Here is a 16,937-nt window from a genome sequence, read left to right on the forward strand (position 1 = left end):
CCACACGCGTCACCGTCGCGTACTCCGCTCGCCTCCGTATGGCCTACTATTTCGGTATGCCGAAATCTCGAACCACTGCTATCCGAAGTCCCCGGGCGATCCTGCTTCTCGGTCCCGCGTTCGTGGCCGCGATCGCGTACGTGGACCCGGGAAATGTTGCGGCCAACCTGACCGGCGGTGCGCGATACGGGTACCTGCTCGTGTGGGTCCTCGTTGCCGCGAACCTGATGGCGGCGCTCGTGCAGTACCAATCGGCGAAGCTGGGTCTGGTCTCCGGACGCACGATGCCGGAGCTGTTGGGCGAACGCCTACGGCCCGCGACGCGACGTGCCTACTGGGTGCAGGCCGAGCTCGTCGCGGTGGCGACCGACCTCGCCGAGGTGATCGGTGGTGCGATCGCGCTCGCGCTGCTGTTCGACCTGCCGCTACTTCTCGGCGGCGTCATCGTGGGGGCGATCTCGATGGGACTGCTCGGGCTGCAGAACCGCTACGGTCAACGTCCGTTCGAGTCGGTGATTATCGGTCTGCTGGCGATCATCGCCGTCGGCTTCCTCGCGGGCCTCGTCGTGAATCCGCCGGACGGCGAAGCGTTCGCCGAGGGCCTGGTGCCGCGGTTCGATGGCACCGATTCGGTCATGCTGGCCGCCGGCATGCTCGGTGCCACCGTGATGCCGCACGCCATCTACGTGCACTCGGCGCTCGCCCGGGACCGACATGGCCGGGCCGACGGCCCCGCCGACACCGCCCGGTTGCTGCGGGCGACCAAATGGGACGTCATCGTCGCTCTGGGCATCGCCGGCGTCGTGAACATGGGAATGCTGCTGCTCGCGGCCGTGAACCTGCGCGGCGTGGCCGGAACCGACACCATCGAAGGCGCCCACGCCGCGATTGCCGCAGCGCTGGGATCGGGCATCGCGCTGATTTTTGCAATCGGGCTGCTTGCCTCCGGGCTCGCGTCGACAGCCGTCGGAAGCTACGCCGGCGCGACGATCATGGAGGGCCTGCTGCACAAACGGATTCCCATCTTTGTGCGCCGCGTGGTCACCCTGATTCCCGCGCTGTTCATCCTCGGCGCGGGCGTTGACCCCACCGCGGCGCTCGTGTTCAGCCAGGTTCTGTTGAGCTTCGGCATCCCGTTCGCGCTGATCCCGTTGATGCGCCTCACGAACGACGCGACGGTGATGGGAGAATCGGTGAACGGTCCGATGGTGCGCATCGCCCTCGCGGTCGTCGTCGTGCTGGTGGTCGGCCTGAACATCGCTCTCATCGTGCTGACCATCGCGAGTCCGTAACCCGTTTCCGAGGAGGCCCACCGTGAAGTCGCAGACTGCCGTGGAGGACTACGTCAAGGTCATCTACAACCACACCGAGTGGCAAAACGTGCCGATCACTACTTCGGCTCTCGCGGCACGTCTCGGCCTCGCCGCATCATCCGTCACAGAAATGGTCAAAAAGCTGGGTGCGCAGGGCCTGGTCACGCACGTTCCGTATGGCGCCGTCACGCTCACCGTTCCGGGAACCACGTTGGCACTGCGGATGTTGCGCCGCCACCGGCTGATCGAGACCTGGCTGGTGCGCCAGTACGGATACGGCTGGGACGAGGTGCACGACGAGGCCGAGGTTCTCGAGCATTCGTTGAGCGACCGCCTCCTCGACGCGATCGACGACCAACTCGGCCACCCGGTGCGAGACCCGCATGGCGACCCGATCCCGTCGCGCGAGGGCACGATCGTGCAGCCCAGGGCGGTGTTGTTGCGGGATGCCACGGAGGGTGTCACCGCGCGGGTGGTGCGCATCAGTGACAGCGACCCCACTCTGCTGCGCCACCTCGCGGCGGAGGCGATCACCCTCGACAGCGAGCTGACCGTGCTCGGACGCAAGCCCTTCGGCGGGTCCTTTGTGGTGCGGGTCGGCCGCGGCGATCTCGGCGAGCAGAACGAGGGCGAGCAGAACGAGGGGGAGCGGGACCTCGGCGAGCAGGCGCTTGCGTCGATCTGGGTCAGCGTCGGGCAAGCCGAGTAGTCAGAGCCACCCGCGCTGGCCCGCCGACCGGGCCGCCTCGTGCCGCGAGGCGGTGCCGGTCTTCTGCATGGCCGACGACAGGTAGTTGCGCACGGTGCCGGAGGCCAGGTGCAGCCGCGCGCCCATCTCGCGCACCGCGAAGCCCTCGGCTGTGAGGCGCAGCACATCGAGTTCCCGATCACTGAGCGGGCAGTCATCCATCATCGCCGCGGTCGAAATTTCGGAGTCGATGTAGCGTCGTCCGGCGTGCACGTCCGCGATGACCTGCGCGAGGCGTTCCGGATCGACGGTCTTGCCGAGGAACCCGCGCACCCCCGCCTTGAGGGCCCGGCGCAGCACCCCGGCTCGTCCGTGCCGGGTGAGCAGGATGATGGCCTGGTTGGGGCGCTCGGCCAGGATCGCGCTCGCCGCGTCGATGCCGTCTAGCCCGGGCATCTCGAGGTCGAGGAGCACCACGTCCGGCCGCACCGCTAGCGCCAGGCGCACCGCATCGACGCCGTTGTCTGCCTGGGCGACGACCCGGATGTTGTCCTCGAGGTCGAGGAGCGCCGCAAGGGCTCCGCGCAGCAGATTCTCGTCGTCAGCCAGGAGGATCGTGATTTCGGTCGTGAACGAGTTTTCGGTCATGAAATCGTCGCCGCGGTCGTGAACACGCCGGACGCGCTGCCGCTCTGCAGGGTGCCACCCGCGGCGATAAATCGCTCGGCCAGGCGCGCGAGCCCGCTGCGGGGACGAGGCGGTTCGGGGCTGCCGTCGTTGGTGATGACCAACGATCCCTCGCCGAGACGCACGGTGACCTCCTGCGCCTGGGCATGCCGGAGAATGTTGGTCGTCGCCTCCCGCACCACGAGGGCAAACAGCTCGTCGTTCGGGGTGGCGGGCATCGAACCCTCGACCGTGCACCGGATGCCTGCCGCGGCGAACAGCTCCTGCGCGTTGGCCAGTTCGGTCGCGACCACCAGGTGGCGCTCGCCGAAGGCGAGACTGCGCGTGTTGGCGAGGGTTTCGGAGATGAGCGCCTGCGCTTCCGCCAGATGGGCGTGGGCGGCGGCGGGATCGCGGTCGATGAGCTTGTCGGCGAGCTGGGTCTTCAGCCGGAGCACGTGCAGGGTGTGGCCCTGGATGTCGTGCAGGTCGGCGGCAAAACGATAGCGTTCCTGCGCGACGGCGAGTTCGGCGCCCGTGCGTCGGGCGGCGTCGATCTCGAGGTACCGGTTCCAGGTGTAGCGGTTGAGCAGGAAGAGACCCACCGCCACCGCGTAGGCGACGGATGCGGTGAGCAGATACGCCGTCCAGTCCTGCTCCGGCCGCACCAGCGCCGCGATCCCCACCGGCGCGACAACAAAGCCCAGGCCCGCGAGGAGAAGAAACGGATTGACCTTGGCGGTTTGGGTCAGGAGCACCCCGACGGCCATGCCGAGCAAAAGCGAGGTGACGCCGAGCTCCTGCAGTGCCACCGTCGCCCACCACACGACGGAGCTGAGAGCCGTCGCGAGGATGGCAAGCCAGATCGGGGCGCGGCGCTCCCAGAAGCAGACCAGGGCGGTCACCGGGATGGTCGCCGCGATAACTCCGACGATCAGCCACTCATGCGTGACCTGGCTGAGCGCGATGAGCGCGTAACCCACCGCGACAAAGGCCATCGACACCGTGGTGTACCGACGCATGCGGGACATCGCACGCGCCGCGTTCGCCCCGTTGGCCGCGGGTGGCAAGGCGGGCGGTGGAACCGTGGGCGATGCCGCGGTGGGCGATGCGGCGGAGGGTGATGCCGCGGTGGGCGAGGACGAACCGGTGGAGATCACAGAGACAACCCTGCCAGTAACCGTCACGATGGGGCACCGTCTGATGTCACGCCCCGCTGTGACATCTGTCACATCGAATCGGCGTGCGCTGGCACTACTGGGTGCCTGCGCGCCCAGCCAGAGTGGACGCATGACCACAACAGGCCCACACCCAGAGAATGTCCACACCGCGGCCGACCGGAGCACGGGCACAGACACGGTTGTCGCCGTCAACGACCTGACCTGCACCTACGGCGGACGCACCCCCTTCGACGCGGTCAAAAATCTGACCTTCAGCGTCCAGCGGGGAGAGCTGTACGCCCTGCTCGGCACCAACGGCGCGGGAAAAACCACCACCCTCGAAACGGTCGAGGGGCACCGCAGCGCCAGCTCCGGCACGGTCACCGTGTTTGGCGACTCGCCAACCGACCGCCCCGCCGTGCGTCCGCGCATCGGGATCATGCTGCAGGAGTCCGGGTTTGCCGCAGACCTCACGGTGCTGGAGAGCGTGCGTCTCGCGGGCAGCCTGTCCGGTCGGCAGGATGACGCTCTGCGGCTGGTCGAGCTGCTTGATCTGGGCACCAAGAAAGACACCAGGATGGCCCAGCTCTCCGGCGGCGAGAAGCGGCGGGTGGACTTCTGCAGCGCCATCTGGGGATCTCCAGAGCTGCTCTTCCTCGACGAGCCGACCACGGGGCTCGACCCCGCGGCCCGCGATCGGCTCTGGGACGTGGTCGCCGACCTGCGCGCAAACGGGGCAACCATCATCCTCACCACGCACTACCTCGAGGAGGCGCAAAAGTATGCCGACCGCATTGGCCTGATGCACCGGGGGACGCTCACCCGGGAAGGTACCCTGCAGCAATTGGTGGCGGGCGAGGCATCCCGCATCTCCTGCATCGCTCCCTCGGGCGTTTCGCTGCCGCTGCCGGTCACCCACGTCACCAACCAGCTGTCGGTCATCGAGACGCGCGACCTGCAGGGCGACCTGTTCGTGCTGTTGCGCTGGGCCGACGAGCACGGGCACACCCTCGAGCGGCTCAGTGCCACCTCGTCGAGCCTCGAGGACGTGTTCCGCGGGCTCGCCGCCGCGGGCTGACCGCGCCGTGCCGCGCCCTGACACGCCCCGCCCGACCCGACACGCCCCGCCCCGCCCGCCCCGATACGACCCGACACACCCCCACTCACTTACTTGCACGAATCACCCCGGGAGACCCTCATGCTGTCCATCGCCACCGCAGAACTGAAAATGTTGCTGCGCAATCGGCTCGTCGCCGCCTGCGCCATCCTGATCCCGCTCGCCTTCGGCGCGTTCCTGCTGATCGCCAAGCCCGGCGGGGAGAGCGCCGGCGCTGCTTCCGTCATCGCGACCCTGCAGGTCATGATCATGATCGCGATGGGCGTGTACGTCACGGCAACCACCACGCTCGCCGCGCGCAGGCAGACGCTGATGCTCAAGCGGCTGCGGAGCGGGACGGTCTCCGACACCTCCATCCTCACCGGCCTCGTCGTGCCGATCATTCTCGTCAGCGTCATCCAGATCGCTCTGGTGCTCAGCGTGCTGTCGTTCACCACCTCCGCTCCCGAAAACGGGTTGCTGTTGGTGCTCGCGGTGTTGCTGGCCGAGGCGATGTTCGTGGGCTTCGCGCTCGCCACGGCCGGGGTCACCAACTCGCCCGAGCACGCCCAGGTGACCACCCTGCCGCTCTTCTTCCTCACCCTGGGCGCCGCCTACTGGACGATGTACACCGGCACGGAGGAGTTGCCCTGGGTGAAGCGGCTGCTGCCCGGCGGCGGCATTGCCGAGCTGATCTCGACCTCCTGGGTGGGCGGCACCGCGAACCTGCTGCAACTCGTGGTGCCCAGCCTGGTGTGGGTAGCAATCGCGCTGTATTTTGCCCGGCGGATGTTTCGTTGGGAGCCCCGCGCCTGATCCCAGCGACACCGTCTGCTCGTCAGGCGGCCGGGCACGGCGTAGATTGGTCGGATGCCTGCAGATAAAACCCCCGTGCCCGTTGAAGCCTCTCCTTCCGACCGTATGGCCGCCGCCGTACAGACCTACGGGGAGCGCGAGACGGTCGATCGCGCCGCGGCACTGCTCGGTGGCGCGAACGCGGGGGAGGACTTCCTGCTGTCCGTCGGTGGAACCCACGCGCAGGGCATCCTCGACGGAGCGCCCGCGCTCTACTGGCCCGAACTCTGGGGCGCGCGTGCGCTCCTCTACGTCTGGCACGACTCCGCCGGCATCGCCATCAAGGCCGGCCTGACCAACCAGGCCTGGCGGGTGCGCGAGATGTGCGCACGTGTGGTCTTCACCCGCGAGTTGCCCTACGCCGACATGCTGCTGCCGATGCTCGAGGATGAGGTTCCGCGGGTTCGTGCTGCGGCCGCCCGGGCGCTCGGCAAGATCGGTGACTTCGAGCACGCGGCATCCATCAAGAAGCTCCTGAAGGACTCCGAGATCGAGGTTCGTCGCCCCGCCGGTGAGGCCCTGCAGTCGATCAAGGACCGGTTCGGCCGCCCGATCGAGTAGTTCGACGCTGAACGGCGTTTAGTCGGTCAGGTCCTGGTCGAAGTCCTTGGGCGACAGCGCGAGGTCTTCCGCCGGCACGGGGTTGGCGCGGTTGCGCTTCGCCTTTCGCGACGACTGGATGTAGTGGTACCCCGTCGGCAGCAGCGTGAGCACGATGGCGCCGAGCAGGATCAGGTCGATGTAGTTGGTGACGAAATTCGCCAGCGGCGGGATGTATCCCAGCAGGTATCCCACCGTGGTCAGTCCCGCGCCCCAGACAAGGGCCCCGATGAGGTTGTACAGCGAGTACTTCTTGTAGTTCATGTGGCCGACGCCCGCGGCGACCGGTGCGAAGGTGCGCACGATGGGAACGAAGCGGGCGAGGATGACCGCGGCACCGCCGAAGCGTTCGAAGAAGCCATTGGTGCGCTGCACGTTCTCCACCGAGAACAACCCGGTCTCCCGGCGCTCGAAGATTCTCGGTCCAGCCTTGTGGCCGATGAGGTAGCCGACCTCGCCGCCTAGGAAGGCGGCGAAGCCAATGGCGAGCGCGACCCACCAGATGTCGAGGGCGATGACCCCGGTGAAGGTGAGTAGCCCGGTGATGATCAACAGGGTGTCGCCGGGCAGCAGAAATCCGATGAGCAGGCCGGTTTCGGCGAACACGACGAAGCAGACTCCGAGAAGCGCGAACGCACCGAATCCGGATATCAGGGTCTCGGGATCGAGCCAGGGAATCAGTGCGGTCGGGACCACGGAGGACACTCCAGTTGTAGGTTGCCACGGGCGGTCGCTAGGGCGATCGTCCGAATTGCGCTACCTGTCAGGTTACTCGCTGGAGGCGACGGATTCTCCGGGGGGTGCCGCACTCTCGCGAATAACCAGTTCGGGCAACGCGGACGAAAATTTAGGTCCTGACTCGCCGGCCATCGCCGTGCGCAGCAGGCCGAACGCGCGTTTGCCCAGCTCGACGAAGTTCTGGTCGACCGTGGTGATCGCGGGCGTCCAGAGCCGGGCGAGCGGGTGGTCATCGAAGCCGACCACACTGACGTCTTCCGGAACCCGGCGTCCACTTTCGGTAAGACCCTTGATCACACCCATTGCGATCTCGTCGTTGCCGCAGAACACGGCCGTCACCGAAGGGTCTTGCGCAATCTCACGCCCGATGAGACGACCCGATTCGGGGTGCCACGTGGCCTCGAACGGAGCAGGGACGTCGACGATGCCGGAGGTTTTGAGCGCGCGACGCCACCCCGTTGTGCGTCCGTCCTCCCGGCGGGAAGGCGGAACACGCACGTGGTGCACTGTCTTGTGGCCGAGGTCGAGAAGGTAATTGGTGAGCGACTCTGCGGCGTGTGTTTCATCGAGCACGGCCTGGGGTACCGATTTACCACGGACACCCGAGATGGCAACGACCGGAACATTCGCGGGCAGCTTGTTGAGAGCCGCGACACCGGGAGGATCGAACTTCAGAACCGCGATCCCGTCGGCGCGCTGGTCGAGAAGGTGGGAGACCGCACGGTCCACGGACTCCTCGTCGGCAGATTCGACCACGGTGATGGTGACGGTGTAGCCGTCTGCGCGGGCCGCTTCCTCGATTCCGCGGATCGTTTCGGCGTAACCGTATTGGGAGGTCTGCCCGGCGATCACCGCGATGATCCGGGAGCGCCGGGTGACAAGCAGTCGAGCGGTGGGGCTGGGGCGGTAGTTCAACTCTGCGATGGCAGCCAGGACGCGTTCACGTTTGTCTGGTGTCACTCGCGCTGCCCCGGTGAGCACGCGCGACACCGTCGGCACCGACACGCCCGCAAGGCGGGCGACGTCGGCTATGACGGGTGGGCGTTGCTGGCGGTCGTTGATCTTCGCGCCTCGTTTCCGTCCACGTCCATCGCGAATGTGCGACGTAAGCCATTCTGGCGTGGAATCAGGGTCCTTCGATACAGCATCAGTGGTGGTCACGCGGCACCGGCTATTTGACGGCGCCGCTGGTGATTCCGGAGATGATCTTGCGTTGCGCGAAGACGAAGACCAGAAGCAGGGGGAGGCTCATCAAAATGATGTACGAGAAAATTAGGTGCCAGTTCTGCAGGTACAGCCCGGCGCTTGCAACCTGGTAGAGGTTGAGCGGCAGGGTGTCGAGGCGCCCGCCGAGCACGAACAGGGCGTAGAATACGTCGTTCCAGATGTAAAGGCAAATGAGGATCGTCGCCGTTGCAAGCACGGGGGTCAGCAGAGGCAGGATGATGCGCCAGAAGACGGTGAACGGGCGCGCGCCATCGACACGAGCCGCCTCCTCCAACTCTGAGGGAATGGTGCGCACAAAGCCGGTGACAAAAAAGATCACCGTTGAGAGGTACATCCCCATGTACACACCGATCATCCCCACTGCGGTGCCCGCGAGTCCGAGCTGGCGCAGCAGTAGAACTACCGTGACAACTGCAGGCGGAAGGACAATGCCGCTGATGGCGAGGGCATACAGGATCGCGAAACCACGGCCGGAGCGACGTGCAAGGATCCATGATGCCAGCGAGCCGAGCACCAGAACGCCAAACACCGCGGGCACCATCACCAGCAGGCTCCCAAAAAACGCCGGAAGCATCCGACCGTCGGTGAAGACGTTGGCGAAGTTCTCCCACAGCTGCCACTGACTGGGAGCCGACAGGCTGGGGTCGAGGGCCTCTGCCTGATTCTTGCCCGCGGTCGAGATTACCAGCCAGAAGGGCACACCGAGGAGGATCGCAACACTGGCGAGCGCGCCGATGGGCTGAATAAACCGGCGGGGACGAAAGTTCGACCGCGGCGTTGTGGCGGCACTCATAAGACGTCTTCTCTCTTGCGCAGGATGCGGATGACGGGGAAGGCAAGAACGGCGACCATCACAAACAGCACGAGGCTCATCGTCGTTGCCTGGGCGAACAGGCCCTGCCCAAAGGTGCGGAAAATGAAGATGTTGAGCAGCTCGGTGGTGCCTCCTGGCCCACCCTCGGTCGTCGCCTGCACGATGTCAAAACCGTTCATCGAGCCGAGCAGGGCGGTCGCAACGTTGAAGGTCAGAGCGGGCGCGATCAGAGGGAAACGGATTGACCGGAACGTGGTGAGCCACGACGCCCCGTCGAGGCGCGCAGCCTCGAGCACGTCGTCGCTAATTGTTTTGAGCCCGGCGAGGTAGATGAGCATGGACAGCCCCATCCACTTCCACGAGTGCACCAGTGCCACCACAACGATGGTCCAGGTGGTGTCGCCCAACCATGCGGTGGATACCGTAGTGCCGGTGAGCGTGCTGAGAATGCCGTTGAGTGCTCCGTCTGGCTTGAGCAGCGCCTGAAAAATGTAGCCAACGGCGAGAGCGGACATCACCACCGGGATAAAAAACATCACGCGGGCAAACCGATTGATGCGGGTGTCCCGCTCGAGCAGGAGCGCGAGCAGCAGGCCGAATACGTTCTGGAACACGGCCACGAGCACCGCGTAGACCAGTGTGACCTTCAGCGCGTTGAGCAGTGTGCCGCTCTGGAACAGGTCCGCGAAGTTCTCGAAGCCGACAAACCCGATGTCCGACTTGAAACTCGACCAATCGGTGAAGGCGTAGACGAAGTTGAAAATGGTGGGGACAAAAAAGAACACCACAAGCACAACCAGCGCCGGGATTAGGAACAGGGCCGGATGGTCAGAACGCGCGGAGGAACGGGAGCTGCCCCGCGGCGACAGCGCACCGCGAAGGATTTTGGGCGAAGCGAGGGCCCGGTTGGTTGACACTGCGTCGGCGACCTTTCGTGCTCGTAGGGTGGGCGTCAGATTGCTCTGGCGCCCACCCGAGGGGTTAGAAGCCGTCGGCTCCCTGAGCCTTAGCGAGTTGCGCAAACTGGTCTTGCGTGGCCTGCGCGACCTCGGCAGGAGTTTTTGTGCCCTGGATCATGTCGGCGAGGAAGATGTACAGGTCCGGGTTGGCGATCGCCAGGGCCTGCATCGAACCCACCGACGTGCCGATCGACTCACTGACCGAGACGAGCGCGGTGGGCACCGTGTCGGGCGTGGGCACGGAAGGCTGAAGCGAGATGGTGTCCTGCGTCTCAACGAAGTCGGCGTAGCCGTCTCCCAGCCAGTAGCTCAACAGCTGACGCGAGGCCGCCTCTTTCTCGGCATCTCCCGTGGCGAAGGCAACGAGGGCGTTGCTCTGGTCAGGGATGAAGGATCCGATGTTGCCCGACGGTGCGATGGGAAAAAATCCAATCGTGTCGTTCAGGGTTTCGGTGTCGGACAACGACTGCAGCTGGCCAAAAAATGAGTTGACCTGCACCACCATCGCCGCGTCGCCAGCCAGAAGCGCCGCGCCCTGGTCTTCGAACGTTGCGGTCTTGATATCGTCGTTGAAAAGGCCCTCATCGATCAGGCTCGCGTAGGTATCGATAGCACCCTGGATGGTGGGGTCGGTGAATTTTTCGTCCCCAGCGTTGACCCGGTCCCACAGCCCGTCGGCCGCGGCATCTGCGAGTTGCACCTGCACCCACCACTGCGTGCCCCAGCGGTCGGCGCCCATCTCGTAAAACGGCGTGACCCCGGCCGAGTCGAGCTGTCGGCCCAGCTCGATGAAGGATTCCCAATCGGTGGGCAGCTCAGTAACCCCGTTCGCCGTAAAAACATCCTTGTTGTAGTAGACGCCCTGCACTGCCGGAGTGGAAACCAGGGCCGCATAGCGGGTGTCGTCGAGCAGTCCGGTGATGTCCCGCAGTGCGGGGTCAACGTTCTCGAGCCAGGGCGCGTCGTCGAGGCTTTGCAGGTTTGTGCCGGCGTTGAGCGCCGTGAGCTGCGACGCCGTCGGCTGCCAGAACGCCAGGTCGGGCATATCCCCGGTCGCGACCTTGGTTTGGATGCCCTGTTCATAGGGATCGGGGATGGTCTCGACGGTCACTTCTGCACCGGTCAGATCCTCAAAACCGGCGATGACGCTGTCGGGCACAGTGTTAGAGTTCTGGGCTGCCCAGATCGTCAGGCTGGTGCCCGACAGATCGGTGTCTTGGTCGGGCCACGACGCCGGATCAGCCGATGTTCCGCCGGCGCCGGGGTCGCTGCAGCCGGCGAGCAGCAGTGCGCTGGTCGCGGCAATAACCGCGGCGCTCAGGAGATTTTTCTTCATTGAACGTCTCACTCTTTCTGTGTGGGTGCGTCGGGCCTAGTGAACCAGACGGTGGTGCGGGGAAATTTCCGTTTCGCCAGATGCAGTGGGGACGAGCCGGAACGTGCGGGCGGCTGGCGATGTGCCGGTCGGCTGGACGGTGAGGATCCCGGTTGACCTGTCCCACTGAGATGGCCACTCGGGAAGGTCGGCGGGAAAGATCGTGCGCACGTCGAGTTCGATGCCGGTGAATTCAGACAGCTGCAGGTGGATGTCGGCGGCTCCCGTTTTGTTCCAAACCGAAACATACGTCGCCCTTCCGCAGTGCAGTCCGAGCGCGACCTGCGGGTCAGTCCACTGGGGGAGCCCGAGTGGCCATACCGCACGGCTCTGCACCAAATCGCCCCGTATCTGCTTCGCGACGGTGACGGCTTCCTCTACCAGTGCACGCTGCGCATCGGTCATCATGTTCAGGTAGCCGGAAAGATAGAACCGCCCAAGCAACCCGGAGACAAGGCAGAACGCGATCTCCTCGTCATTCATGCCTGGCTGCGGGTAGGCCCAGTTTGCGGCCTGCTCCGGAAGCATCGACAGCGGAGCCGCGGCCGCGATGGGCGGATACCGGAGGAAGTCCTGCTGGTCAGACGTTGACTGCATCTGCAGTCGCGACAGCATCGCAAAGTCCATCCGCATCGCCCCGGACGAGCAGTTCTCGATAACGAGGTTGGGGTGGCGGTCGAGAAGGCGATCGAGCCACGCCAGGTGAGCCCGGTTGTGCTGCAGCAGCCCGTCTCCCGGGGTATCGGCGGCCACGTCGGTGCCCGTGCCGGCGTTGATGTTGTAGTCGAACTTAAAGAATCCGACGCCGAAGTCGGTGATTAAGCCGTCAACAACGAAGTCAAGGTAGTCGGTGACTGCGGGGTGCCGAAAGTCGAGGTGGAAGCGCTCGTGCTCCTCTATCCGCTGGCCGAACCGTTGCAGGAACGCCTCCTCGGGGAGGCGGGCTGCGATCGGGCTGTTCACACCGATCACTTCGGGCTCCAGCCAGAGCCCCGCAACCATACCGCGGTCGCGGATGCGATCGATGACCTCGCCGAGCCCGCCGGGAAAGCGAACCGTGGACGGCTGCCACTCGCCGACGCTACTCCACCATGCTCCGGCGATCGCGCTGTTGTCGTACCACCCGGCATCGATGCAGAACACCTCGGCGCCCACCCGTGCGGCCGCGTCGACGAGGGGCAGCAACTTCTCGGTGGTGGGATCGCCATTGAGGGTGTTCATGTAGTCGTTGAACACCACGGGCATCGCCGTGTTGTCGGGATGAACGCGGCGGTTCGCACGCCGATGAAGTGTCAGCGCGCCCACAGCAGAGTCGAAGTCTTTACCGAGCGCCACGCCGACGGGCACGGTTGTGAAGTATTCGCCGGGGTGGAGCACCTTCGCCCAGGCGTGATCGTCGTCGGTCGGACCGGACAAGGTGAAGGAGCCCCCGTCGATTTCCTCGCCGACCTCCCACCGCCACGCGCCGTTGTGCTCAATCTGCCAGGCCCACGCGGCCGCCTCCGATGTGAGCGCGGCGACGGGAAGGTCGGTGCCCGTGGACCAGCTACCGTGGGAGGTCCCGGTGACGGATCCACGCGGATCGTGTCCGGTCAGGTCGGTGCGGAGTTCGGGGAGCACACCGTCCCGCAGCGGTGTTGTGGTGAATCGGCCTTCGCCGAGCCAGTCGTTTGTGCCGCGCACGAGGCTCCATCCGGCGATCGACGCCGGTCCTGCGATGTCGGCGCTCCAGGATGCGACCGACCTGAGCACCTGGTTGTGGGCGGAGACGTTGCGCACCGTGACTGTGCTCTGCACGGCGCTGATGCCGGCGATGGACCGCAGGTGGGCAACCGCTTCGAGCCCGATTGCCTCCGCCCGGGTGACGATGTCGAGAAATAATGCCTCGCCGTCGGTCCATTCGGTGTGGGAGACGTAGCGCAGGTCGAGGCCAATCCGGGTGTGTGACAGCCGCGATGACGCGGGGCGATGCCCGGCGCCGGCCGTGATGATCTCAAAAAACGGTACGGAGTGGGTGGAGCTCAGCCGGGTCGTTGTGGTCGCCGCCGCCGCAAGCCGGGGCGATGAACCCGCGTCCCACTCGAACGTCAGTCGCATCGCGTCGCTGCCCCATACCAACTGTTGTGTCACAAACTTTTCCTTACGGAGCTGGGTGCAAAGCCTCCGCGTCTGCGGTGACGGGCCCATTCTGATACCGATTTCACAATTCCGCAAGAGGAAACTGAAATCGCTATCAGAATTCCATCGTCTCTCTTTTGCTTTACTGATAACGATTTCAGGATTTCCTTGTGAAAGAACCCTGATATCGCTATCGTCCTCAGCGACGCACCATCGCTGATGGCCGTGTTGGGTACGCGATGAGGCCGCCCGGTCTGTCGCGCAGATCGTAAGGAGAGCATTCGATGAAGAACGCCCCGAAAACAATCGCCTGGGTGGCAACCGCCGCCCTGGCAGCCGGAGGACTATTCGTGCCTCTCGCAGCAACGGCAGCAGAACCGCAGGGCGACGTGCTGCAGGTCGATTTCTCTGCGCCCACCGGCGACTTCCGGGGTGGGGCCACCGGCACCCTGTACGGGTTCGGAGACGAGGGTGCTCCCACCCAGGCGGTGATTAACGGAGCACACATCACAAATACGTCGCAGAAGGCGCCGTACGGCACACAGCATCCCAGCGGCGATTCCCTGAAGGTCGAAGATGGGTTCTTCGACAAACACGGCGAAGACATGTACATCTACACGCAGGACTACTATCCCGACTGGGCATACAACGGCGGTGTTCGTCCGGGCGACACCCGCACCTACAACCAGGCTGATGGCACCTACACGTCGCAGCCGAATGGAACGTGGGACTACCTTGAGGTGGTCGAGTTTGTCACTGAGGCGGTCGCGACATCATCGAGCAGCCCGGCCGACTACGTGCACATTCCTTTTAACGAACCGGATGCCGGCAACTGGTATGCCAACTGGGCGACGATGAAAAACACTTTCCTCGCCGACTGGGAGGCGGTGTACACCACCATCCAAGAGGTCTACGAGCGGCATGGCCTTGGGCATGCGCGAATTGGAGGACCGGGGGATGCCGCGTACCGCTCGGCCCGCACAGGCGACATCCTCACCTTCGCCCAGTCCACCGGGACGCTGCCGGACATCATGATCTGGCACGAACTTGGCATCGACAACCTCGCGACGTTCCGCTCGCACCTCGACGACTACCGCGGCCTCGAAACGGCGAGGGGGATCGACCCGATTGCGGTGAACATCACGGAATTCGGCATGCTCCGCGACATGGGAACACCCGGTCAGCTGATTCAGTGGTTGGCCATGTTTGAGGATGAGAAGGTAGACGCGCAGACGGCCTACTGGAATTACGCCGGCAACCTCTCCGACAACAGCGCGCGCACAAACTCAGCCAACGGAGGCTGGTGGATGTTTAAGTGGTACGGGGATTTGGAAGGCAGCGAAACCGTCGCGGTCACCCCGCCGCAGCTCAACGTCGCCGACACCCTGCAGGGCATAGCCGCGGTAGACACCATCAACAAACGTGCGACCGTGCTCTACGGCGGCACAGACGAATCGAGCGTTGGGCTGGATCTGTCCGGAATCGACACCGCAGTATTCGGTGACATGGTTGATGTCGAGGTTCGCGAGGCGACCCTGTCGGGTGCTGAAGGACTCCAGGGCACACCCCGGGTGGTGCTCGCCCTCGACGACGTCGCACTGTCCAACGGAACCCTCAACATCTCCGTGCCAAGCTACGACAGGTACGCGGCCTACCAGGTCATCATCACCCCACAACTGGATCGCGCCGTTGTGGCCGATCCGGTCTGGTCGGCGAGTATCGAGGCCGAAGACACCGCGCTTACGTCGGCGACCGCCGACACGCAGGATCCGTTGAGTGGCGGAGGCTGGAAATTCCTCGCGTCGCATGGCCGCGACGTTGGCTCGTTCAACCGGGCAAGCTCGAAGGCCGACTGGACGGTGACCGTTCCGCGGGACGGTACCTACCGGTTCCAAGTCATCGGGGCGACCCCCGGCGTTCCGGGACGGCATGCGTTGTTTGTCGACGGAGCCCACAACCAGACCGTGCAGTACACCGCCGATCTTGCGTTGACCGCAACCCAAAAATGGCAGTACCGCGGCAGCTCTGAGGTGTCGGTGAACCTGACAGCCGGCGAGCATCTACTGTCGCTGCGCGCAAGCGAAAATGGCACGCAGGTTCTGCCCAACTCGGACATCACCCTCGACAAGTTTGTGCTTACCGACATCACCGACGGCGAACCCACAACCTACCCGGCCTCAACTCTCCGATACTACGGCGGGGCCGCGGTCGACTTCGACACGGAGGGCGCTCGCGGGTACGGCAGTGTGCGTGGCTCCGATCAGAGAATCGACGTCTACGCGGACGCGTGGCAGAGCGGGTATTACGATGTCGCCGTCGATTACCGCACCAGCAAGGCGTCCACCATCACCGTCAGTGTGAATGGTCGCGACGTCACCACCCTTGAGGCCTCTGGCGGCAATGGCTGGAGGTCCACCGCACGGCTCCACCTCACCCAGGGCATCAATGAGATAGAGCTGCGGTCGAAAAAGGGTGCGCTGATCAAGCAGGTCACGACGACCCGGATTGCGTCCGCTGACACTGCCGCGGTCACGGTCGAGGCGGAGAACGCGACACTGCGCGGGGCCGCCGCCGTCGCCAGCATCGGGAGCAGCACCGGAACCAACGTTTCTGGTGGGCGCTACGTCGGCTACGTAGGAAACGGCGCAGCCAACACCCTCGAAATCGAGCGCGCAGCGGGCATCAACACAGCGGGTGCATACAACGTGACCGTCGCATACTCGAACGCGGAGCTCAGCGGGGCACACGACTACAACCCCCAGGTTGTCGATCGCCGCATCGATGTGAGTGAAGGCGCCGTGAGCGAAGGGGGTGTTGCGGGCAGCGCGGGAAGCGCCTACTTCCGGTACACCTACTCGTGGAATAGCTTCTGGGAACGCACCATCCCCGTGACACTCACCACCGCCACCGATCCGCTGGTGTTCGGCAACACAACCGCGTACACACCGAACATCGACAGGGTGACGATCGCTCCCGTGGTTCTGGGAACACCCACAACGGTTGCCACCGGCCCCACGGCACCGCTGTCGACGGTGCCGCTGGCTGTCAACGCGAAGTCTCAATGCATCAACGGCGCGGTCTCGGTCGCGGTGTATGCGCTGAACACGGCGACCGCCAAGGCGGACATCAGGCTGACCACCGGATTCGGTGACAAGAAGTTCACCGGAATCACGCCGGGTTCTGCGGCGTACAACCTATTTGCCACGGGCGCCACGTCGATTGACGCAGGAACCGCGACGGTTGCGGGCTACACCTGGATCAAGGGTTCCGGCTCCTACAGCACCTACCGGGCGCCCTACGCGGCGATCAGCTGTGATTGACCAGTTGC

At 64.9% G+C, this 16,937-nt stretch carries 14 protein-coding genes; 6 read left to right on the top strand and 8 right to left on the bottom strand.

Annotated features, from left to right (window positions below; translation table 11 throughout):
• Positions 1 to 56: 56 nt before the first annotated feature.
• A complete protein-coding gene (locus B0I08_RS04580) occupies positions 57 to 1,292 on the top strand; it encodes an Nramp family divalent metal transporter (protein ID WP_181243219.1) in 1,236 nt (411 codons plus the stop codon).
• 22 nt (positions 1,293 to 1,314) lie between these two features.
• Positions 1,315 to 2,022, top strand: a complete 708-nt coding sequence (locus B0I08_RS04585; RefSeq protein ID WP_106210309.1) for a metal-dependent transcriptional regulator — start codon at positions 1,315 to 1,317, stop codon at positions 2,020 to 2,022.
• On the opposite strand, the gene B0I08_RS04590 is transcribed toward B0I08_RS04585, so the two are convergent.
• Both B0I08_RS04590 and B0I08_RS04595 read right to left on the bottom strand, forming a co-directional pair.
• The gene (locus B0I08_RS04590; RefSeq protein ID WP_106210311.1) at positions 2,023 to 2,649 is read right to left on the bottom strand and encodes a response regulator transcription factor; all 627 of its coding nucleotides are present in this window, start codon (positions 2,647 to 2,649) and stop codon (positions 2,023 to 2,025) included. It lies immediately after the preceding gene.
• Positions 2,646 to 3,827 carry a sensor histidine kinase gene (locus B0I08_RS04595; protein WP_146134315.1) on the bottom strand — a complete coding sequence of 394 codons (1,182 nt, stop codon included), beginning with the start codon at positions 3,825 to 3,827 and terminating at the stop codon, positions 2,646 to 2,648. Before B0I08_RS04595 ends, B0I08_RS04590 begins: the two co-directional genes overlap by 4 nt.
• A gap of 130 nt (positions 3,828 to 3,957) precedes the next feature.
• Here B0I08_RS04595 and B0I08_RS04600 point away from each other — a divergent pair, with 130 nt between their 5' ends.
• The 3 genes from B0I08_RS04600 to B0I08_RS04610 all read left to right on the top strand — a co-directional run bounded on the left by B0I08_RS04600 (position 3,958) and on the right by B0I08_RS04610 (position 6,339).
• Complete coding sequence (locus B0I08_RS04600; protein ID WP_106210804.1) at positions 3,958 to 4,905, top strand: ABC transporter ATP-binding protein; 948 nt, start codon at positions 3,958 to 3,960, stop codon at positions 4,903 to 4,905.
• A gap of 120 nt (positions 4,906 to 5,025) precedes the next feature.
• Positions 5,026 to 5,739 (top strand): ABC transporter permease, encoded by a 714-nt coding sequence (locus B0I08_RS04605; protein WP_106210315.1) that lies wholly within the window; start codon positions 5,026 to 5,028, stop codon positions 5,737 to 5,739.
• 54 nt (positions 5,740 to 5,793) lie between these two features.
• A complete protein-coding gene (locus tag B0I08_RS04610; RefSeq protein WP_245884530.1) occupies positions 5,794 to 6,339 on the top strand; it encodes a HEAT repeat domain-containing protein in 546 nt (181 codons plus the stop codon).
• An 18-nt stretch (positions 6,340 to 6,357) separates the two neighbouring features.
• Here B0I08_RS04610 and B0I08_RS04615 read toward each other — a convergent pair whose 3' ends face one another.
• From B0I08_RS04615 to B0I08_RS04640, 6 genes are all read right to left on the bottom strand, one after another.
• Positions 6,358 to 7,074, bottom strand: coding sequence for a DedA family protein (locus B0I08_RS04615; RefSeq protein WP_106210319.1), 717 nt, complete (start codon positions 7,072 to 7,074; stop codon positions 6,358 to 6,360).
• Positions 7,075 to 7,146: 72 nt separating this feature from the next.
• On the bottom strand, positions 7,147 to 8,277 hold the full coding sequence (locus B0I08_RS04620; RefSeq protein WP_245884532.1) for a LacI family DNA-binding transcriptional regulator: 1,131 nt from the start codon (positions 8,275 to 8,277) through the stop codon (positions 7,147 to 7,149).
• 10 nt (positions 8,278 to 8,287) lie between these two features.
• The gene (locus tag B0I08_RS04625) at positions 8,288 to 9,136 is read right to left on the bottom strand and encodes a carbohydrate ABC transporter permease (RefSeq protein ID WP_106210321.1); all 849 of its coding nucleotides are present in this window, start codon (positions 9,134 to 9,136) and stop codon (positions 8,288 to 8,290) included.
• Entirely contained in the window at positions 9,133 to 10,074 is a 942-nt protein-coding gene (locus B0I08_RS04630) for a carbohydrate ABC transporter permease (RefSeq protein ID WP_245884534.1), read from the bottom strand. Before B0I08_RS04630 ends, B0I08_RS04625 begins: the two co-directional genes overlap by 4 nt.
• 64 nt (positions 10,075 to 10,138) lie before the next feature.
• Positions 10,139 to 11,452, bottom strand: a complete 1,314-nt coding sequence (locus tag B0I08_RS04635) for an ABC transporter substrate-binding protein (RefSeq protein ID WP_106210323.1) — start codon at positions 11,450 to 11,452, stop codon at positions 10,139 to 10,141.
• 36 nt (positions 11,453 to 11,488) lie between these two features.
• On the bottom strand, positions 11,489 to 13,621 hold the full coding sequence (locus tag B0I08_RS04640) for a glycoside hydrolase family 36 protein (protein ID WP_245884537.1): 2,133 nt from the start codon (positions 13,619 to 13,621) through the stop codon (positions 11,489 to 11,491).
• A 272-nt stretch (positions 13,622 to 13,893) separates the two neighbouring features.
• Here B0I08_RS04640 and B0I08_RS04645 point away from each other — a divergent pair, with 272 nt between their 5' ends.
• Positions 13,894 to 16,929 carry a carbohydrate-binding protein gene (locus tag B0I08_RS04645; protein WP_181243220.1) on the top strand — a complete coding sequence of 1,012 codons (3,036 nt, stop codon included), beginning with the start codon at positions 13,894 to 13,896 and terminating at the stop codon, positions 16,927 to 16,929.
• Positions 16,930 to 16,937: the final 8 nt, after the last annotated feature.

The sequence above is a fragment of the Glaciihabitans tibetensis genome (assembly GCF_003003265.1).
GTDB classification, from domain to species: domain Bacteria; phylum Actinomycetota; class Actinomycetes; order Actinomycetales; family Microbacteriaceae; genus Glaciihabitans; species Glaciihabitans tibetensis.

Excerpts from the sequence above, each read along its gene's own strand:
- B0I08_RS04580 (WP_181243219.1), top strand. The coding sequence starts at position 57 with ATGCCGAAATCTCGAACCACTGCTATCCGAAGTCCCCGGGCGATCCTG.
- B0I08_RS04590 (WP_106210311.1), bottom strand. The coding sequence starts at position 2,649 with ATGACCGAAAACTCGTTCACGACCGAAATCACGATCCTCCTGGCTGAC.
- B0I08_RS04600 (WP_106210804.1), top strand. The coding sequence starts at position 3,958 with ATGACCACAACAGGCCCACACCCAGAGAATGTCCACACCGCGGCCGAC.
- B0I08_RS04605 (WP_106210315.1), top strand. The coding sequence starts at position 5,026 with ATGCTGTCCATCGCCACCGCAGAACTGAAAATGTTGCTGCGCAATCGG.
- B0I08_RS04610 (WP_245884530.1), top strand. The coding sequence starts at position 5,794 with ATGCCTGCAGATAAAACCCCCGTGCCCGTTGAAGCCTCTCCTTCCGAC.
- B0I08_RS04625 (WP_106210321.1), bottom strand. The coding sequence starts at position 9,136 with ATGAGTGCCGCCACAACGCCGCGGTCGAACTTTCGTCCCCGCCGGTTT.
- B0I08_RS04635 (WP_106210323.1), bottom strand. The coding sequence starts at position 11,452 with ATGAAGAAAAATCTCCTGAGCGCCGCGGTTATTGCCGCGACCAGCGCA.
- B0I08_RS04645 (WP_181243220.1), top strand. The coding sequence starts at position 13,894 with ATGAAGAACGCCCCGAAAACAATCGCCTGGGTGGCAACCGCCGCCCTG.